Below are 19,060 nucleotides of genomic sequence, written 5' to 3' on the forward strand. Positions count from 1 at the left end.
CCCATGAAAAAACAAGCCCGCTTTTTTCCTGCGAAAAAGCGGGCTTGCCTTTTTTATCGGCATTTATTCTTCTACTCTTCCAGCGCCTCCGACGTTTTCAAGCGCTGCCGGGGAACTTCTACCTGTTCCGTCACCACCCGCGGGTAGAAGAGGCCTGGTTCGGGCGGCGCAATATCCCGCACCCGGATCTCAAAGATATGTTCGTTGTCAAAATCGAAAAGATAGGCGAACTTCTGCCTGGACTGGAGATTCAGCCGGTCCAGTTGGGCGCTTTTGGCCTGAGCCGCCGACCCTGTGCGCGGTCCACCGAATTCGGCAGCTTTGTCAAAAAGGTGATTATTGAGATAAAAAGCGTACCGGCGGTCGTCCTTCCAGTCAAAGGCCTCCCGGATGATCTCATGCAATTGGTGAAGCGTCTGTTCCCCCGCCACCTCCACATCTCGCCAAAGACCGCGAGCCCCTTTTTGTTTTACCCGGAAGCGGTAGATCGAGCGTTGGCTCCCCTCGGTCCCATGACCGGCAGCGGGAGGCTGTCCTGTCGCCGTCCTGTCCGGCAGAATGGCAAGGGACCTGCGCAGGAAGCGCACCACCTCCCCCAGCAGTTCCCAACCGGCGTCGGTGAGATAGGCGTCCCATGACAGCGCCCGCTCTCTCCGGCGCCGGTCAAAGTGTTCCTGCAACGGCCGGACGAGACGCTCTTGCACCTCCATGCAACCGAGCAGGCAGCAGCGGTCTCCCGGCAGCGGGAGGAGACGAGCCACAAAGGCTTGCCCCGCGCCAGGCGGCTCGAAGTAACTGCTCAGTGAGAGTTCCCATTCCTCGCCGCGCAAAAGGTCATGGAGGAAGCATCGGCTTTCCGAGCGCCATTCAAGCATCTTGTAAAAGCCGAAGGGCTGTTCCCGCCAGTCGCGCAGAACCTCGGCCAGCCGGTGGTGCAGCAGCTCCGGTTCATGGCGCAGACCCGGCGAGTGGCGATCGGTCGGCAAGGCCATGGCCAGGTATTCGAGCAACAACCCGCGGGCGAGGGAATTTGGGCGCAGCAACAATTCGGGCGAGGCGCCCATCCGGTTGCCGAGCAACACGATCGCCTGGGCCAGATCGGTCCGCTCCCCATCATCAAGCCACTCGCTCCAGGCCCGGAGCACCTGGGACCAGTACACCTCCGGCGCCGGAGCGTCCCCGTTCTCCTGGCGCCACTCCTTCGGCAGGCCCGCCTCCTCTTGGTTCAAAAGGGACAACGCCTTGATCAATCCCCGGCGCCATTCGCCGAACGAGGGGGCGTCGACACTGCGCAGCCGTTCCGAAAAGGCCGGGTAGAGCCAGAGAGGCAACAGCCCCCGCTCCGTCGCAGGCGACTGGCGGCTGAACAGACGGCGCTCCCACAGGTTGATGCGGCTTTCATCCTTGCCCAGGATGATCAGTTCCTGGCCCAGCAGATAGAAACTGCAGCGATAGTCCTGCCCTGCGTCGAGCAAGCTCTTCCAATGGGAAGGCCGCTCTTCCCAATAGTAGTTGACCCGCACCAGGGGCGAAAACAATTCGTCGCTGCCGTCGAGACAGCCTGTCACCCGCAGCAGGTTGCGCCCCAGATCATAGACCCGGTACTCGAAGGGCTGGCGAAGGCGTTTTACCTTTTCGGCCATGGTCAAAGAACGCGGTTCCGATGCCTGGACCTCCCGGATCCACCAGTGCATCCCGGCATGGTAAAGGGTGAAGTCCAGTTGCGATTCCACATAGGGGTGGCCGAGAATGTCCAGGATCAGCGGCTTTTCGATGACCGTGCTCTTCAACCACCGGACATGGTACTGGTGGGTCGTTTCCGGATGGCCAAAACGTCGCCGTGTTTCCGGCACGGGACGCAGGTGGACATGCTCCGATTTCCAGGGGACGATCAGCGCCGCATTCAGCAAGTCTTCCACCATGAATTCGGCGATTTTGCCGCTCCCGTGGCCGGAACCGATCCCTGACCTGCCATCCATGCCTTTTCGCTGCGCCAGCCGCTGGCGCATGCGAGCGTGGAGGTGCCAGGGGGCCATGGGCTCACTGACAGGGAGATCCACCTCCAGCAGGCGCTGCTCCAAGACCTCCCACCAAGGGGATTCCTCCGGATTGCCCAGCGGGCCCCGGAGCGCCCCTGCCAATTCAACGTCCAGGTTCTGCCACGCCTGGAGCCAGGCGAAGATGGCATCGTCAGGCGACATACTGCGGGGACGGAGTTTTTGCAGCAGCCTGCGGCTCTGTTCTGTCGATAGGGCCGGCAGGGGCCGCAACCCGCCGATCAGTTTGCCCAGTTCAGGCCACTGTTCACCGATGGCCGATAGATCATCCACCCGACCATCGATGGCCTGCCAATAGCGGAGCAGGCACTGGACAACCTGCCCCAGTTCATCGCGACTGACGGGAACCTCCTTGCTGTGGCAGCTTTCCATCTGCCACTCCTGCCGGCTCATCTCCTGCCAGAGCAGAAAAGACGTGTCTGTGGGATTAAAACTCAACTGGCCCAGACATACCATCAACGACTTGCCCCGGCCTTGCCAGGCGGCGCGAAAGCTAAATACCGAATGGAACCAGCGGTTTTCCCTCTGCCCATGGGCGCCGACAAAGTCGTGCCCGGAAAACCCTTCCCTGAGTTCCCCCTTTCGGTTCAGGGAAAGGATGTTCGACTGGCTCATCGGTCGTTTACCCTTCTTTCTGCCCCCAATAAAAATGCCCCCGTATGAACGGGGACCCAGAAAAACGTTTTCTGAAGTTCAGTTGTGTCACATGTTTCTCCGAGGTCCCAGAGCCGCTGCAGCGTCCCCGAGAGATGCGGATTGTTCTTTTATACGCTATCCCTATTCGCTGCCCTCGCCGACATTCCTGCCTTACAAATCCTTTTTCTCAAAAAAGTGGACAGCACCGGCCAGGGCCGCCAGCAGGTAGCCCGTCGCGTAGACGACCATGGCGCCGCTCGGCGGCGACTGAGCGCCGAAGGGTCCCTGGGCCAGGGTGGCCACCGGGGTTGCTTCCTGGACCGTCAGGACCGTCATCAGTTTGCGAAAGAGGGCGTCGATGGGGATGACCAGGCTGACGGCGATGCCGATATCGACGAGGTCTGCTTTATGAACCAGACTGCCGATTTGCTCCAAAAAACCGCCCACTGAGGCCAGAACATAGAGAAGCACCGTCACAATCCCTGCGGTCAGCGGGCGCAGGAGGGTGCTGAAGAGCATCGCCGCCGCCAGCAGCGCCAATGGTTGCAAGACGAAGAGAAAGGCGCCGTAGAGGACATGGTCGGCGTCCAGCAGGGATAGCGTCTTCCCGTTATAGAGCCCGTTCAGAAGCAGGACGCCTCCGTAGAGAAGCAAGCCGAAACCGGCGATCATCGCGGCATGACCGGCAAATTTGCCCACAATGACGGAACGCCGGGGAAGAGGCTTGGAAACGACGGCGTCTAGCAACCCTGTTTCGATTTCGGCGGCGATGGCGCCCACACCGGCGAGCATGGCCAAAAGGGTCATTAGAAAGGAGGCAAAATAGAGGCCTGATCCCAACAGTTGGTTGCCGATGATCTGGCGCAGCAGCGGCTGCTGGCCCCGCAAGGCCTGCAACCGCTGAAACTCCCGCGCGGCAAAATCAAGACCGATCGCATAGAGCGTCAGGAAGACCAGCGCGAGCAGGATCGCCGCCAGAAAGACCTTCTTGCGGGCCCCTTCCAGAAAGGTGAGGCGGGCAAGGATCAGCATCGCTCAGACCCCCTCTGCAACCTGCAAGCATAGGGACGCATCGACGTTCCCCGTTTCCGCTTGCCTTTGATCGCGGCGCAGAGAGAGAACTTGCGCGACAGACACACCGTCTTCTCCCGTGTTCATCGCAGCGAACGGGCCAACTCGGCCATCCCTTCCTTGTCGAGATCGCCTTCCAGCCGGTAGAGGATGCCCTCGTCCACCCAGAAGAGACTGTTTTTCCCGGTGTGCATATTTTTTGCATACAGGGCTTCCCGTCCGCCCAGATCCACCTTTTCCATGCGGCCCTCGGCATAGGGAACAACCATTGTGTTTTGCCAGTCTTCGATGGCCGCCAACTGGTTGCGCAGATCGCTCGGCAGGATCGGCAGGTTCAGCAGGGACTTGCGCAACGCGGCGGCGTTGACGCCCGGCGGCGCCGTCATCTCGGGGCTGGCAAATTGATCGAGAAGAACGGCCTGCCCTCCCTCCGTTCTTTCACAGGTCAGGCGAACCCCCGCAGGGATGCCGACGCGAAAGGCCTTGCCCGATAAATCGGCAGGGAGCAACGCCTCTGCGCCAAGGCTTTCCAGCAGCCGGTTCACCGGCTCCGCCTGAAGTCGAAACTCTGCGAGTCCGCCCGTAAAAAGGGTCACCGTGCCGGCCAAGCGTAAGCCTTTGGGGAGACGGGAGGGCACTTTCACCGTAAAGGGGAGTTGCTTTTGCGCCTCGGCGAGAGAGAGGGTCAGTAATTCCGGTTTTTCGATCACCTCCACGGCGCCAAACTGCTGCAGATTCACCTCGCCGACACGGGAACGGATCGATTCGGCCATCTGATCCATCTGTTCTGGCGTGACTTTGATCGTCTGCATCTGTTGCACCCGGAATAATGAAAGAAAATCGGCGGTCGCCTGCCGCACCGGCGGCAGGGTGAAAGCGACCGTAAGCAAGGCGATGACGCCGATGGCGGTGAACCCGATTTTGCGATGTTTTTTCAATTCCGTCCGACCTCCTTGGCGATGGTATTTGCCATTTTTAGCCGGACTATGCATATCCTTGACGATGACCGAAAAAGAAACACCGCCGCCAGCGCCTTACGCGCCAACGACGGTGGCCCTTTTGACTTTTATCATTCGGCTTAGGCGAAGGCAAAACCGGTAGCGACGATGCCGTAGGTGGCCAGGAGCATGAGTCCCTCCAGCCAGTTCGTCTCACCGTCTTTGCTGATCGACTTGGCGATCCATACGGCGAGCACGATCGCCACCAGTTCGAACTCATTGAAGACCATAGTCATCGGCTGGCCGAAGATCAAGCCGGCCAATACGAGCAGCGGCGCGACGAAGAGGGCGATCTGGATACTGGACCCGATGGCGATCTCTGTGGCCACCTCGATCTGATTTTTGGCGGCCATCATCACGGCGCTGCTGTGTTCGGCGGCATTGCCGATGATGGGGATCAAGATGATGCCGATAAAGGCTTCCGGCCAACCAAGCGTCGCCACCGTATGTTCAAGGGAACCCACAAGGACCTCGCTGGCCAGAGCGACGGCGACAGTGGAGACAACAAGGACGGACAGCGCCTTCCCCTTCGACCATCCTGCGCCGTGGCTGTCTGCAGGCGGGTTGTCCCCCTTGCCGGCGACCTCCGGCGTGGACAACGCCGGAGCATATTCCGATGGAAGGCCCGTTGTGGCGGCAATCATGCCGCTCGTCTCTGCCGCTATGCCCAGCGGATCGGCCGGGAGACCGCTCTTACGGCTGTGCGAAGCGTCCGCTCCGGCGCCGGTCTGGCGGAAACCGTAGTACAACACGGCGCCATAGACCAGCAGGAGAATGACGGCGACCCCGACGGAGAGTTTCACCGGCGCACCGTCGACAGCCGAGTGGTAATGCATGAAGAGGGACGGCACCAGCATGGCGATGATGGCCAGCAACAGGGTCGTCGCGTTGATTTTGGCCGTCTCCGTGTTAAAACGCTGGACGCCGTGCATCAGCCCGCCGACAAGGACGGACAAACCCAGGACCAAGAGGATGTTGCCGATGATCGAACCGATGAGCGACGCCTTGACCACCTCCAGGTGACCGGCCTTGAGGGCGAACAAGGCGATGATCAACTCTGTGGCGTTGCCAAAAGTGGCGTTCAGAAAGCCGCCCAACTTCGGCCCCACATGTTCAGCCAGTTCCTCTGTAGCGTGGCCCATGTATCCAGCCAGGGGCAGGATGCTCAAGGCGGCGGTGAGGAAGGCCCAACCGCTCTCTGGATCGCTCCAGCGGAAGTACACCATCAGCGGCAGCGCGAGCAACAGGTAACGCAGGTATGTCATCGAGTTCCCTCCGCAAGAGTTGATTTCAATTTATTTTACGGTATCTGCCCCGATCGTTTCCAGCCTTATCCCCCTTCCGTCCGCTTAAATTTCCGCCAATTTGCAAAGAAGGGTCACCGCTCAAAGCTCTGGTACACCTTGTCGGCGATGCGACGGTATCCCTCACGATTCGGATGGAAGCGATCCTCAGCCAGGGCAGCCGGCTCCAGCGATCCCACCGAAACGAGGGCGACACCGGAAAAAGCGGCGGCTTCCTTCGCCGTAATCCCGCGCAAAAGGGCGCGCTCCCCTTCCGCCCGCTCCTGCAACGGCGTCCCCCCAAAGGGATTATACGGTTCGATCAAGCGAACCGGCGCGGCGTCGTTCAATGCACGGATCCGGGAAAGGATCGCCTGCAGATTGCGCTCATAATCGGCTCTACGCTTCTGCATCACCGCCTCGGCAACGCCTCCGATATCGGCTTCTCCCCGGAAAACGTCGTTGCCGCCGATGGAAATCACCACGTGGGACGCCGCTGACAGCGCCTGCGTCACCTCGTTCCTGCCCAGCGACGCCAGGAGACCTTCCGAGCGCAACCCGTTGACGCCGAAGTTTACCAGTTCTACAGGCCTGTCCCGCTTTTTCTCAAAATGATCCTTCAGGTTTCCCGCGTAGCCCTTGCCGCTTTCATCGCCATAGCCGGCCGACAGGGAATCGCCGAGGACGACGAGACGAAAGGGCGGGCGCTCGGCAAAGGGAACGAGCGGCGGCGATTCGGCTCTCCCATGGAACAGAAAGTACCCGCCGGCGAGCAGCATGAACAGCAGGATTATTCCGAGATAAACAGCGCTCCGTCTCATCAATGAGCCACCTCGTCCCATTAAAAGTCCACCGGTATTCGCCGGTTGAGCACCTCCAGAACCTTTATCCGCCCATCGGCAAAACGAATGGTCCAGCGAATGGTATCTTTCCCCATACTGGCCTTGAGAATCGCGCCATCGGTTCCATCGTCGCCATTGGGCAGTCGCAAGACCAGGGCGCCGCGGGGACAGACCTTCAGGCAGGCGGTGCAGTCCCAGCAAAGGGAGGGCTCGCGAAATTGGATTTTGCCATCTTCCCCGGGCGTCAGGAGATTTCCCGGACAGATGTTGGCGCAGCGGTACCCGCCTCCGCAACCGTTGCAGAGGTCTCGATCGATCAAGACAACCACGGAACACACCACCCTTCTGGGAACCGAACCGGCTCGCTTCGCTACAGATAACCCAACGCCTCCAGCTTGCGAATGATGCGCCGGGCGCTTTCTTCCGGGGTGGCGCGATGGGTCTCGACGATCAGTTCGGGATCCAGCGGTTCCTCATAGGGCTCCGTGATCCCGGTGAACCAGCGAATCCCCCCGGTCAAGGCCTTTTGGTAATGTCCCCGCACATCCCGAGCCATGCAGGTCTCCAGGGGCGCTTTGAGAAATACCTCGATAAAATTGCCGCTATGCTGTGCCCGCACATATTCGCGCATCTCCCGGTAGGGCGAGGGAACGGCCGAGATGACCAATACCCCGTTGCGCGACAAGAGCTTTGCCAGGTAGGCGACCCGCTTGATCTGGTTATACCGCTCCTGCCGGATCAGCCCTGACTCCGGAAAAAGGTGCTCCCTCACCTCATCGGCATCAAGGATCTCCACTTTCCGCCCCCGCGCGCCGGCCTCCAGCCCAACGATGCGGGCAAGCGTCGATTTTCCGCTTCCCGAAAGCCCTGTCAACCAGAGCGTAAACCCCGACTCTTTCCTGGGAACGGTTTGGCAAACCATAGAACCCCCATCCTTCCGCTCCCCCATGACAGATGACTCGACCAGGGCCAACAGCAAAGACGATGTCAAGGCAAAGAGGCCCAGTGTTGTTCTCCACAGTATGCGTCAGAACCTCCACCGGTGCCTCTTTACCGTCCTACCGCCGCTCTCCTGCCCCTGCAGTGGGGGTCAGCATTCGACGACTCTTTTCTTGGTCTGGATCGGGCACTTCGCTTTGGCGCAAAAATTGCAGTGAAGGGTCATGTTGGCGATATCCCTGTTCTGCAAAAAAGTCTCGGCGTTATGGATTTGAACGCGAAGAAGATGTTCCTTTTCCTCTTCGGTTCGGATAAATTCGACACCGTATCGGTATAAATCCCCTTCTTCCCTTCGCCAGACAATCCGAGCCTCTTCTTTTAATGCGCCGGACAGCCGGGTCTGCAGATGCATGGTAAGTTCTGGATACTCCCCCGCAGTCGGAAAGCGCAAGTGGGACAACAATTGAGCGCCGCCGGGGCTGATGTTCAAGACGCAAAGATCGATGCCATCGCTATGCCGGATTTGACCTGCTCTTTTTTCCACAGCCAGCTTGGCTGTGGCGCACAATGGATTGTCGTGCAGAGACAACCGTTGATGTTTCCTTCGCTCTTCGCCCATACGGCATCTGCCACCTTGCTTTTGTGATGTCGCCTTCCATCTTTTTCCCACCTGAAATTTCCTTTTTCTATTATTAGTACTGGAGCAATGCCCGTTCGTCAACGAAAATCTATGTCACGGAAAGAAAAAAATCCCTCCTTTCCGGTCGGCTCGCCAAGCCACCGAAAAGGAGGGATTCTTTTGATCATCATCTGTCATCATCATGACGAGCTTCGTCAGTCTTTTCGCCCTATCTGCTCTCTAACGCCTCATTCAGGCTGCCGGTGCGATAACCGGTCAGGTCGAGGGTGACGTAGGTAAAGCCAAGGCCTTTCATATAGCGAACCACCTCGTCGGCCTGAGCGGTCAGCTTGCCCAAGCTCTCCCGTTCCACCTCGATGCGCAACAGGCGGTCATGAAAGCGCGCCCGCACCTGATAAAAGCCGAGCCCCTTCAGGTACTGTTCCGCCTTTTCCACCCGGTCCAGCCCCTCCAGGGTGATCGGAGTGCCATAGGGAAAGCGCGACGAAAGACAGGGGGATGCCGCCTGATTCCAGGTCGGGAGGCCAAGTTCTTTGGACAGGGTCCGGATCTCCGCCTTCGTCAACCCCGACTCCAGCAGGGGACTGCGCACATTCATCCGCCTCGCCGCCGTCATCCCCGGCCGGTAATCGCCCACATCATCGGCGTTGTTGCCATCGAGAATAAAGGGGATTTGACGGTCCCGCGCGATCTGCCATAAGGTCTCGAAGAGGGCTGTCTTGCAGTGGAAGCACCGATCAGGGCCATTGTGCACAAAGGCCTCCCGCGTAAACTCATCGGTGGGCGTCGTCAGCAAGGGGGCGCCGATGCGCTTGGCGAGATCCTTCGCCTGAGCGATCTGATCCTTGGGCACCGTCTCCGAAATCCCCATGACGGCCAGCGCCCCTTCTCCCAGGGTGTCGTAAGCCGCTTTGAGCAGAAAGGTGCTGTCCACGCCGCCGGAAAAAGCGACCAGAACACGGTCCATTTCCCGTAGGGCTGCCTGCAGCGACGCATATTTGGCTTCGGTCGTCTCAACGGGTGTCTTCGTCATCTGCCTGTATGCCTCCGTTATAAACACGATTTCACCCATTATAATTCGGCGCGAAGACCTTGTCACCCTTCCCACTATCATCTTTTATCCCGGTATCCAGTGCTGACTATTGCCCCATGCTTTCCGATGGTACCCGAACCCGGTCACTGGCGAACCCTTCGCCAACGCAGCAGGTGATCGGAAAGACGACGAAATAGGGTCATCAACAGAAGGACGACGCATCCGATGACGACGATGCCGGCGACCACCCGGCTGTAATCGGCAAAGTCGGAGAAGTACTTGACATACCATCCAAGACCGCTGGTGGCGCCGATCATCTCGGCAGCCGTGAGTAAAATGAAGGCCATGACGAGGCTGATCGAACCGCCGGAGAGGATATGGGGCATGGCGCCCGGCAGCAGCACACGGGTCGCGAGCGTCCACCCGTTGACGCCCAGCGTCCGAGCCGAATCGATGAGACCTTTTTCGACGGCCTGGACGCCTGCCACCGTGTTGATGAAGAGAGGCCAGAAGGCGCCCACGAAAATGACAAAGACCGAAGAGGCGGTGAAGGTTGGCAGCAAGGCGATGGCATAGGGGATGTAGACGATAGGCGGTATGGGCCCCAGCAGGTTGGTCACCGGTTCAATGGCCCGGTGCAACCGGCGCTGCCAGCCGACGACCAGCCCGAGCGGGATGGCCGTCACGACAGCCAGAAAAAGACCGCTCACCAGGAGATAGAGGGAGCTGACGATGCTTTTGCCGAAGACAGGGGCGTCCTGCCAAAGCAGCAGGGCTACCTTTCGAGGCGACGGAAACAGAAAGGGATCGAGAACGGGCGCTGCATCGGTGGCCAAAAACCAAAGCAAGAGGATGGCTGATAGGATCAGCAGGCGATCGCGTCCGGTTTGTTTCTTTATCTGGCTCAGTGTTTGGCTCATTGCCTGGCTGCTCTGTCCGGCGCTCCTCATATCCCTGCCCCTCCTTCCACCAGTTCCAACTCCTCTAACAGGCCATTCTGCAGCAGGGTTAGGATGTCGTTGCGCAACACCCGGTAGTTCAGATCATGGACCAATTGAAACCGTTTCCGTGGGCGCGGAAAGGGAACGTCGATCACGCGCCGGATCCGGCCGGGGCCGGGCGAAAAAATGACGACCCGATCGCCCAGATAAAGGGCCTCATCAATATCATGAGTCACCAGGACCACCGTCCGCGGGCTTTCTCCTTCCTCACGCAAACGCAAGAGCACATCTTGCAGGTAGATACGGTTTTTGGCGTCGACGGCGCCGAAGGGCTCATCCATCAGGTAGACCGGCGCATCAAGGGCAAAGGCGCGGGCGATGGCCACCCGCTGCCGCATCCCCCCGGACAGTTCGCCGGGGTATTTATCGCGGGCATCGCTCAGGCCCACCAATTCCAGGTAGCGCAGGGCCGACTCCCGGGAACCGTCGCCCGACTGTTCGAGAGCGAAGCGGATATTCTCGATCGCTGTCATCCAGGGAAAGAGGGAGTAATCCTGAAAAACGACGGCCCGGTCTGGACCGGGCCCTTCAATAGGTCTTCCCTGCCAGGTGATATCCCCGTGCGTCGGCGATATCAGACCGGAGAGCAGGCCGATGGTGGAACTTTTTCCGCAGCCGCTGGGGCCGACCACAGTGACGAACTCGCCCTCCCGTATCTCCAGATCGATGTCTTGCAGGACCCAGCGCTCATCTGTGGGATATTTCAGCGCCACCGATTCCATGCGCAAAAAGGCCACCAGGGGTCACGTCCTTTCCCGTCGAGGTCGTCCTCTCTTTATCGGTTATTGGCGGCATACTCAGAGGCTAACCGGTTGTAGGCGCCGTTTCCCGGCTCGGCCGCCTGAAGTTGGTCAAGGGCTTCCTTGTAAATCGCAGGGTCGACGAAGCGGCTGATGTCCAGGTCGCTCTGGATGTACCCATCCTTTTTCATCGCTTCCCAGAAAGCGGTGAACCGCTTTTTGTCTGGATCAGGGATGCTGTGGATATGTCCGCTGTAGGTGGATTTTTTGATCAATTCCTTGTCGATCTTCACATAATTGGCGAGGATGTTGACGGTCTCGTCCTGATTCTGGCTATAGAACTCATAGGCCCGGATCAGCGCCTTGTCGAAACGAACGAAAGCGTCCCGCTTCGCCTTGAGCACATCTTCCGTGGCGACCACACGGCAGCAGACGTGGCCGGGCATGTAACTGGACGACCAATCGGCCACTTTCAGCCCCTGCTGCTCGGCCATCTCGGTGAAGGGCGCCCAGACGTTCCCCGCGTCGGCGGCGCCTTTTTTGACAGCTTCCATGACCGCCGCCGGTGAATCCAACTCCATGATCGTCACCTGGGTCTTCCAGTCGATACCGGCTTGGGAGAGACCATATCGCCAGACGGCGTCGCCTGTGGACATGCGGACCGTAGCGACGCGCTGGCCCACAAAGCCTTGGGGTGTCCGGAAGCGGTCCACATTCTCCGGCTTCGCCACGATCCCATGGCCCTCGCTCTGCATGCCCGCAATGGCGACGAAAGGCGTCCCCTTGGCGATGAAGGTCTGGGGCGCCGCCGTTCCAAAGGCGCCCGTATCGAGTTTGCCGCTCTTGATGGCGTTCAGACCTTCACCGGAGTTGGTGAATTGGAACATCTCCACGTCCAGACCTTCCTGGTCAAAAAAACCCTTGTCCTTGGCGACGAAGAAGAGCACATCGCCGGGAGCGGGCAGATAGCCTACGTTTAATTTGGTCTTTGCGCCCGTCGCCGAGGCGGCAGCGCCCTTGGCGGCTGGTTCTTTTTGCGTCTGGGCGCCACACCCCGCCGCCCCCAACAGGGTCATGGCGAGAATCGCCGCGCCAGCGATCACCTTGCGCAGGGTCGGTTTTCCCATCCATTGCTTCAATGACGTCACACTCCATCATTTATCGCCCGTGGCAGAGTCCTCTTCGCGCGCCAACAGGCGTTTGTAGTAAAAACCGGACGTATACAAGGCTGCCGCCGGGTTGTGTCCCAGCACCCGGTCTTTCGTGATCAGCGTCGTCACTGGCGCCTTCGAATACTGGATGAACAAGGAATCATGGCCGACACAGAGACCGTTGATCACGTTCAGATCGGTCTCTGCCTCGTTGAGCAGTTCCGCTTGCAGCACAGGGTTGCAGAGCGATTCATGGCACCCCTTCTGGACTTTCAACTCCTCAGGCACGCCGACCTCGGTCTTGTCGATAGCGCCCACCTTGCAGAGGACGCTGTAGCCCTTAAGGCCCTTGGCCTCCAAGATCTTGACGAAGATTTTCGTCTCGTTGATCAGGCCGATGCAGGTGGCGATGCCGATCTTTTGGGCGCCGAGCCGCTTGGCGAAAGCGATGATCTCCTCGACGCGGGTGAGTTTCCCGTAATAGAGCCCTTCAATCTCGGCAGCCACCCGGGCAATGCGCGCCGTTTCACCACCGGTCCGGTACAATTCCGTCGTGCGCTCCAGTTGGTCCCTATCGGCGCCCGTCGTCAGGCAGAAACTCGGAAAGTTTTTATCGCGGCGGTAGCAGTTCAACAGGGCACAGTCGGAACAACTCAGCATTTTGCTGTCATCGTTCACCGGGACCACTCCTTTTCTTTTCAACCCATTAAAAGCCCAGGCAGCCGACGAAGACCTGATCAAAGTCGCCGTAATCGGCCAGTTCGATCACCTCTACCGAAGGGACCAACGCCTCCAACTGGCGGCGCAGGTCGCCATTGAGCAAGAGGGCCTGGCCGCCCGTTTTCGAGGTGTTGCCGAGAAACTCGATTTTCCCGTCAAAGACCTCCGGCAGGAGACCGATCTGGATCAGGCTGCGCGCTTGCAGGTGATAGCCGAAGGAACCGGCAATGAACACACGATCCACCTGGTCTGCTTCGACGCCTCTGCTTCGCAGCAGCAATTCGACGCCCGCTCGGATGGCCCCTTTCGCCAGTTGAATCTGCCGAACATCCTTTTGGGTCAGAACGATGTCCCCGGCGATCCGAAAGGCGGGCTTGCCTTCACAGGCGATCACTCGTTCACGCAACGCCTCCGGTAAGGTCGAACGGTCAGGACGGACGAAGCGTCCTCGTTTGTCGATGACGCCGCAGGCCACCAACTCGCCGGCGATGTCCAGCAGTCCGCTGCCGCAAATGCCGGCCGGCGCCGCCTCTTCGATCGTCTTTATCGTCACCGCACCGTCAGCCTCGACGTAAAAGCGCTCGATGGCGCCCCGGCCGGCGCGCATGCCGCAGGTGATATTCATCCCTTCAAAAGCAGGTCCGGCGGCTGTCGACGCGGCGGCCATGGCGCCGTCGACAGCGAGGACCATCTCCCCATTGGTGCCGATGTCGACAAAAAGAGTCACCCCCTGCTGCTCCGACAACCCGGCCGCCAATATCCCGGCCGTGATGTCTGCGCCGACGTAGGCGGAAAGGATCGGCGGCAAGTAGACGAGCCCATAGGGGGCCACTGCCAGGCCCAGCGCGTGGGCGCGCACATGGTTCCCCCCGGTGATGACCGGTCGATAGGGGTGTTTCCCCAGCGACGAGGGATCGGTGTCTGTCGCCAAATGAAGCATACAGGTGTTGCCGCTGAAGATCACCTCGGCGATGTCTCCGCAGTCAATGGCAGCTGTCGCGGCCACCTGTCCGATCAATCGGTTGATCTCTCGGATCAGTTCTGTATGCATCTGTTCACGCCCGGCAGGTTCAGAAGCAAATTTGATGCGTGACAGCACATCCTGACCATGCAGGCTCTGCGGGTTCAGCGCCGAAGCCGTCGCCCGCTCCTCGCCGGAACCGATATCGACGAGAGACGCCACCAGTGTCGTTGTGCCGATATCGACGACGACGCCGAACAGGCGAGCGGATCGGTCTCCTGGCTCAATCGCAACCACATCGCCGCCGGCGATAATTCGGGTTTCTCCGGCTTTGTGGTCATATGCTTTTGTGAAAAAGGGTTTAACGACGACAGGGCGCGCCAGACCGTGGCTGATGATTTGCAACGAATGCGAGGAAATCCCTTGCGGAATCTCGACTTCAATGTGGCCGGTGACGACGGACTCACAGGCGAGCACCCAGCCGTCCGCTTCGTCCTCAGCCGTCAGGTGATGCTCTCCGCCGGAGCGTACAAAGGGACGGAAGCGCTCCGCCAGTTTCACCCGGCACTTGCCGCAGGTTCCTGCGCCGTTGCAGGGGGCTTCAATGAGCGCGCCGGCCCTTCGCGCCGCCTCCAGGATCGTCGTGCCCGCTTCTACCTGAATCGAATGACGGGAGGGGAGAAAGCGGATATTCACCAGACTAGCCACGCTCTTCTGTCTCCTTTACCGCCTGGGTCATCGCCTGCAGGACCCCTACAGAGGTCGACGTGCTCAGACCGCAAGCCGGCGCGATGATGTCGATGCCGTCACGGATGAGCCGTTGGGTCTGGTCGGCCACCTTGCCGGCGTCGCCAAACTCGAGCAGGTAAGTGCTAAGGTTGCCCATCGTGGTCAGTTCGGGATACTCCTCTTTGAGCAAACGCAGGTTCACCATGGCGTCGGTGCTGATGGCGTCCCCATGGACGCGGGGGATGAGGTGTTTCACCGATTTCATATCGCCGCAGATGTGGACGATGGCTGCGCCGCCACGTTCATGGATCCCGTCGATGACCTTGTTCAGATAACGAAGGGCGTATTCTTCAAACATCTTCGGCCCCAGGATCTCACCGGTCGCCGTCGGGTCGCCGATGGAGATGATCCGGACACCGGCGTCGATCAGCCCTTCCGCATAGGCGATCAGATGGTCGCTCACGTCGTCGATCACGCGATGGGCATTTTCCCGATCCTTGCGCAGTTCCTTCAAAAAAGCCATGGGGTCGACAATGGAGGCGGCCGTGCTGATCGGGCCGGTCAGGTTGCCGATGACGGGAATATCGGGATGGCTGCGGCTCAGCCGCCAGGCCGCTTGAATCACCGTCTCGATCCGGCCTGAAGCCGGTAGATGACCCGGTTTGTGGAAAGGAACGGCCGAAACAGAGGGATAGGCCTCCCGCTCGATTTTCGGTTCGCAGGCGAGACTGCCAAAGTTGATCGCTGAACCGAACAGCTCCGCTTCGACGGTCATGCAAAAGGGGATGCCCAGGTTTTCAAAACCGGTCTGTTCGTGGATATCGTAGGCCAGATGCGCCATCAGCCGGTCGTCATGATGGGCTTCCGGGAGGGTGTGGCCGCTTTGATTCATCACATCGACGATGGCGGCGTTCATCATGCCGCCGGGACAGACGACAGGCGGTCGATCCGTCTTCTCCCTGCGCAGAGCACGCAGCAACCGTTCTTTCGGGCTGATGGAACTCACCCTGTCTCCCCGCTTTCGCTTATAAACTAGTCTTAACGCGCCAGCAAGCCTTCCGGCTCAACGGGCCAACCCACTTCCCGCACCGTATCCAGCATGGCGTGGATGTTCGCGAAGGGGGTTTCCGTCGGCAAACTGCATCCGGAAGCAACAATATACCCTTTTGGGTTGTCATAGGCCTGGGCGATGCATTGGAGGACAGCCTGGCAGACATCGTCAGGGCGCCCTTGCAGCATCGTCTCAGAGGGTTTGACATTTCCCATCAGCCGCACCCTGTGACCAACCTTCTCTTTTGCTTCCAGCAGGTCAGCATCGTTGTCGATGCTGATGCAGTCGGCGCCGGCTTCGACCATGAGATCCCAGATGCGGTTCGTCCTTCCGCAGATGTGCAGCGTGACCGATTTGCCGCGGGAGTGGATGTAACCGATGAGCCGCTTCAGGTAGGGATAGGAAAACTCTTGAAACTGGCGAGGGCTGATGACGGTGCTGGAGGACATGGCGTCAGTGAGGCTGGGAACGCCGCCGGCGTCGAGAATGGCCTTGGCATAGCGCAGGCTCGTTTCCAAGGAGAGCTCGCAGAGACGGTGCACCGCGTCCGGGTTGCGCAGGGTCAGGCGGACTAACGTCTCGGCGCCGATGAGAAAAGAAGCGTTTGTGAAGGGACAGGTCAAGGCCGCTGTTACGGTGACCTCCTTGCCAACGGCGTCAAGGGTTCGTTGCAACGCCTCCAAGTGATGGGGCAGATTCCCGTCGCGTTCCGGATCGGCAGGGACGATCCTTTCGATTTCGGAGACATCCTTAATGGCCGGCGCGGCGAGATAAGCCGTTTCATCGTCAGGGTAGTGGACGATGGCGCCCATCGCTTCGGCCTGGGTGTACAGATCGGTAAAAATCCGGATGATATCGTAACGGAACAACCGGTAGGCCTCCGTATGGGCCTGGGCCAACAACGCACCGTTGCCGCGAAACTGGGAGATCTTTGCGCCGATGACACGGGCCGCCGTGTTGCCCACGATGGGCACACAGGGCATCCGGTCCACGGCTTCTCCCCGGTTGTAGGCCTGTAACCGTTCGAGTGGCGTCATGGACTCCAGAGCCTGGCGATTGTTGTTGTCTTTGCCTGTACTCAACTGACCAGCCTCCTGGCGAGTTTTACAGCGTCGGCGGCATTGGCGGCATAGCCGTCGGCGCCGATCTGGTCGGCAAAGCGTTGGGAGATCGGTCCGCCGCCGACGATCACCTTGTAGCGGTCACGGGCCTGCCGCGCGTTCAGCAACCGGATCACCTCTCCCATGCCATCCATGGTGGTCGTCATCAGGGTCGAGATGCCGATGATCTGAGCGCCCACTTCGTCAGCCCGTTCAACAAAATGTTGAGGCGGCACGTCGCGTCCCAAGTCATGGACCTCAAAGCCGGACGTTTCCAGCATGATCTTGACCATGTTCTTGCCGATATCATGGGTGTCGCCTTCGATCACCCCGATGACAACCTTCACCTTCTCCCCCTCATCGCGTGGTTTCAGGTGGGGCTTGAGCACCTCCAACCCGGCGTACATGGCGTCTGAGCACATGAGGATCTCGGGAATGAAGTACTCTTCCTGTTCAAAGAGTTCACCGGCCCGGGCCATCCCGTGAGCGAGCCCCTGATCGATGGCCTCGTAGGCGTCAAGGCCTTCCTGAACCACCTGCTGGCTCGTCTCGACCGCTTTTTCCTCGTCCATGTCGAGGACGGCGTCCGATAGATCTTGAAGCAGCTTTCTTTTCAGCTCCGCCAAGTGCGAAACCCTCCCTTTGCGCAATAAAAAAAGGCCGAGCAGGGTCGGCGCGTTGTTGTTTGCGCCTTCCCTGCCCGGCCTCCAGTGTGTCTGGTCAGCCACTCGTGGGATGATCAACCGCTATGTCCCTTTACCGCTCATCGGCGATGCCTCCGGCAACGCCGGCGCTCGAAATTCACTCGTCCCTATCGCTTATACCCCAGCCAGCGCTTGTTCAATGTCGGCGATGATATCGCCGATATCTTCCAGGCCGATGGAAAGGCGGATGAAATCGTCGGTGACACCGCTCTGCTGCTGCTCTTCCGGCGTCAGCTGGGAATGGGTGGTCGTGGCCGGATGGATGGCCAGCGATTTGGCGTCGCCCACATTGGCCAGGTGGGAGAGCAGTTGCAGTTTGTCGATGAAGGCCCGGCCAGCTTCCCGGCCTCCGGCGATGCCAAAGCCGAGGATGGCGCCGTAGAGGCCTTCGCGGTGATATTTTTGGGCGATGTCATGGGAACTGTGGTCATCCAACCCGGGGTAGTTGACCCAGGTGACTTTCGGATGATTTTGCAGGAAACGAGCCACTTCCAGCGCGTTCTGGCTGTGCCGCTCCATCCGGACCGGCAGCGTCTCGGCGCCTTGCAGGATTTGGAAGGCGTTGAAGGGGCTCAGCGCCGCGCCAAGATCGCGCAGGAGCTGGACACGGGCCTTGATGATATAGGCCACCGCGCCAAAGGTCTCTGCGTATTTCAACCCATGGTAGCTGGGATCGGGTTCGGTGAATTCGGGGAAATTGCCGTTCGCCCAGTTGAAGCGGCCCGAGTCGACGATGATCCCGCCGATAGAGGTTCCGTGACCGCCGATGAACTTGGTCAGGGAATGGACGACAATGTCGGCGCCGTGTTTGATCGGCTGCACCAGGTAGGGCGAGGGCAGGGTGTTGTCGACGACAAGCGGCAGACCGGCCTCATGGGCGATGGCGGCAACGGCTTCAACATCGAGGGTGTCCAGCTTGGGATTGCCCACTGATTCAGCGTAGACCGCTTTCGTCTTCGGTGTGATCGCCTTGCGGAAGTTCTCCGGATCTTTCGGGTCGACAAAGCGGACCTTGACGCCCAGCTTGGGGAAGGTGTAGGCCAAGAGACTGTATGTTCCGCCATAAAGGCTGTTGGCGGCGACGATTTCATCGCCGGCATGGGCGATGTTCAGCAAGGACAGGGAGATGGCGGCCTGCCCCGACGCTACGGCGAGGGCGGCGACGCCCCCTTCCAGGGCGGCGACGCGCTGTTCCAACACGTCGGTGGTGGGGTTCATGATGCGCGTATAGATGTTGCCGAACTCTTTCAGGCCAAAGAGATTGGCCGCATGTTCGGTGTTCTTGAAGACATAGGATGTGGTCTGGTAGATGGGGACGGCTCGGGATCCGGTGGTGGGATCGACGGTCTGACCGGCGTGGAGGGCGTTCGTGGCAAATCCTTTTTCAGCGCTCATGGGGAGATA

Annotated in this window: 18 protein-coding genes; all 18 read right to left on the reverse strand. The window is 59.7% G+C overall.

The window, feature by feature from the left end; all coding sequences use genetic code 11:
- Positions 1 to 71: 71 nt before the first annotated feature.
- On the reverse strand, positions 72 to 2,672 hold the full coding sequence (locus tag GTO89_RS05885) for a plasmid pRiA4b ORF-3 family protein (RefSeq protein ID WP_161261134.1): 2,601 nt from the start codon (positions 2,670 to 2,672) through the stop codon (positions 72 to 74).
- A gap of 192 nt (positions 2,673 to 2,864) precedes the next feature.
- On the reverse strand, positions 2,865 to 3,725 hold the full coding sequence (locus GTO89_RS05890) for an ABC transporter permease (RefSeq protein ID WP_161261135.1): 861 nt from the start codon (positions 3,723 to 3,725) through the stop codon (positions 2,865 to 2,867).
- A 122-nt stretch (positions 3,726 to 3,847) separates the two neighbouring features.
- Positions 3,848 to 4,702, reverse strand: coding sequence for a DUF4367 domain-containing protein (locus tag GTO89_RS05895; RefSeq protein ID WP_161261136.1), 855 nt, complete (start codon positions 4,700 to 4,702; stop codon positions 3,848 to 3,850).
- Between the two features lie 140 nt (positions 4,703 to 4,842).
- Positions 4,843 to 6,027 carry a calcium:proton antiporter gene (locus tag GTO89_RS05900; protein ID WP_161261137.1) on the reverse strand — a complete coding sequence of 395 codons (1,185 nt, stop codon included), beginning with the start codon at positions 6,025 to 6,027 and terminating at the stop codon, positions 4,843 to 4,845.
- Between the two features lie 113 nt (positions 6,028 to 6,140).
- Positions 6,141 to 6,866 (reverse strand): GDSL-type esterase/lipase family protein, encoded by a 726-nt coding sequence (locus GTO89_RS05905; protein ID WP_161261138.1) that lies wholly within the window; start codon positions 6,864 to 6,866, stop codon positions 6,141 to 6,143.
- A 20-nt stretch (positions 6,867 to 6,886) separates the two neighbouring features.
- Positions 6,887 to 7,216 (reverse strand): 4Fe-4S dicluster domain-containing protein, encoded by a 330-nt coding sequence (locus tag GTO89_RS05910; protein ID WP_161261139.1) that lies wholly within the window; start codon positions 7,214 to 7,216, stop codon positions 6,887 to 6,889.
- A 41-nt stretch (positions 7,217 to 7,257) separates the two neighbouring features.
- The gene (gene cysC, locus GTO89_RS05915) at positions 7,258 to 7,809 is read right to left on the reverse strand and encodes an adenylyl-sulfate kinase (protein ID WP_161261140.1); all 552 of its coding nucleotides are present in this window, start codon (positions 7,807 to 7,809) and stop codon (positions 7,258 to 7,260) included.
- A gap of 168 nt (positions 7,810 to 7,977) precedes the next feature.
- Positions 7,978 to 8,445: a PilZ domain-containing protein gene (locus GTO89_RS05920; protein WP_161261141.1), complete on the reverse strand. Its 468-nt coding sequence runs from the start codon at positions 8,443 to 8,445 to the stop codon at positions 7,978 to 7,980.
- 229 nt (positions 8,446 to 8,674) lie between these two features.
- Positions 8,675 to 9,499: an ATP-dependent sacrificial sulfur transferase LarE gene (gene larE / locus GTO89_RS05925; RefSeq protein WP_161261142.1), complete on the reverse strand. Its 825-nt coding sequence runs from the start codon at positions 9,497 to 9,499 to the stop codon at positions 8,675 to 8,677.
- A gap of 143 nt (positions 9,500 to 9,642) precedes the next feature.
- Positions 9,643 to 10,449, reverse strand: a complete 807-nt coding sequence (locus GTO89_RS05930) for an ABC transporter permease (RefSeq protein WP_161261143.1) — start codon at positions 10,447 to 10,449, stop codon at positions 9,643 to 9,645.
- Positions 10,446 to 11,237 (reverse strand): ABC transporter ATP-binding protein, encoded by a 792-nt coding sequence (locus GTO89_RS05935; protein ID WP_161261144.1) that lies wholly within the window; start codon positions 11,235 to 11,237, stop codon positions 10,446 to 10,448. Before GTO89_RS05935 ends, GTO89_RS05930 begins: the two co-directional genes overlap by 4 nt.
- 38 nt (positions 11,238 to 11,275) lie before the next feature.
- The gene (locus GTO89_RS05940; protein ID WP_235920268.1) at positions 11,276 to 12,379 is read right to left on the reverse strand and encodes an ABC transporter substrate-binding protein; all 1,104 of its coding nucleotides are present in this window, start codon (positions 12,377 to 12,379) and stop codon (positions 11,276 to 11,278) included.
- 15 nt (positions 12,380 to 12,394) lie between these two features.
- Positions 12,395 to 13,051: a DUF1847 domain-containing protein gene (locus GTO89_RS05945; protein ID WP_170294408.1), complete on the reverse strand. Its 657-nt coding sequence runs from the start codon at positions 13,049 to 13,051 to the stop codon at positions 12,395 to 12,397.
- A 46-nt stretch (positions 13,052 to 13,097) separates the two neighbouring features.
- Positions 13,098 to 14,780: an ASKHA domain-containing protein gene (locus GTO89_RS05950; RefSeq protein ID WP_328793871.1), complete on the reverse strand. Its 1,683-nt coding sequence runs from the start codon at positions 14,778 to 14,780 to the stop codon at positions 13,098 to 13,100.
- Positions 14,773 to 15,807: a uroporphyrinogen decarboxylase family protein gene (locus tag GTO89_RS05955; protein ID WP_161261146.1), complete on the reverse strand. Its 1,035-nt coding sequence runs from the start codon at positions 15,805 to 15,807 to the stop codon at positions 14,773 to 14,775. Before GTO89_RS05955 ends, GTO89_RS05950 begins: the two co-directional genes overlap by 8 nt.
- Positions 15,808 to 15,839: 32 nt before the next feature.
- On the reverse strand, positions 15,840 to 16,889 hold the full coding sequence (locus GTO89_RS05960; protein ID WP_161261302.1) for a uroporphyrinogen decarboxylase family protein: 1,050 nt from the start codon (positions 16,887 to 16,889) through the stop codon (positions 15,840 to 15,842).
- 41 nt (positions 16,890 to 16,930) lie between these two features.
- A complete protein-coding gene (locus tag GTO89_RS05965) occupies positions 16,931 to 17,578 on the reverse strand; it encodes a corrinoid protein (RefSeq protein ID WP_161261147.1) in 648 nt (215 codons plus the stop codon).
- Positions 17,579 to 17,770: 192 nt separating this feature from the next.
- Entirely contained in the window at positions 17,771 to 19,051 is a 1,281-nt protein-coding gene (locus GTO89_RS05970) for a homocysteine synthase (protein ID WP_161261148.1), read from the reverse strand.
- Positions 19,052 to 19,060: the final 9 nt, after the last annotated feature.

Source organism: Heliomicrobium gestii (assembly GCF_009877435.1).
GTDB lineage: Bacteria > Bacillota > Desulfitobacteriia > Heliobacteriales > Heliobacteriaceae > Heliomicrobium > Heliomicrobium gestii.

Coding starts and splice junctions, on each gene's coding strand:
- GTO89_RS05885 (WP_161261134.1), bottom strand. CDS start 2,672: ATGAGCCAGTCGAACATCCTTTCCCTGAACCGAAAGGGGGAACTCAGG.
- GTO89_RS05890 (WP_161261135.1), bottom strand. CDS start 3,725: ATGCTGATCCTTGCCCGCCTCACCTTTCTGGAAGGGGCCCGCAAGAAG.
- GTO89_RS05900 (WP_161261137.1), bottom strand. CDS start 6,027: ATGACATACCTGCGTTACCTGTTGCTCGCGCTGCCGCTGATGGTGTAC.
- GTO89_RS05905 (WP_161261138.1), bottom strand. CDS start 6,866: ATGAGACGGAGCGCTGTTTATCTCGGAATAATCCTGCTGTTCATGCTG.
- cysC (WP_161261140.1), bottom strand. CDS start 7,809: ATGGTTTGCCAAACCGTTCCCAGGAAAGAGTCGGGGTTTACGCTCTGG.
- GTO89_RS05920 (WP_161261141.1), bottom strand. CDS start 8,445: ATGGGCGAAGAGCGAAGGAAACATCAACGGTTGTCTCTGCACGACAAT.
- larE (WP_161261142.1), bottom strand. CDS start 9,499: ATGACGAAGACACCCGTTGAGACGACCGAAGCCAAATATGCGTCGCTG.
- GTO89_RS05930 (WP_161261143.1), bottom strand. CDS start 10,449: ATGAGGAGCGCCGGACAGAGCAGCCAGGCAATGAGCCAAACACTGAGC.
- GTO89_RS05945 (WP_170294408.1), bottom strand. CDS start 13,051: ATGCTGAGTTGTTCCGACTGTGCCCTGTTGAACTGCTACCGCCGCGAT.
- GTO89_RS05960 (WP_161261302.1), bottom strand. CDS start 16,889: ATGACGCCACTCGAACGGTTACAGGCCTACAACCGGGGAGAAGCCGTG.
- GTO89_RS05970 (WP_161261148.1), bottom strand. CDS start 19,051: ATGAGCGCTGAAAAAGGATTTGCCACGAACGCCCTCCACGCCGGTCAG.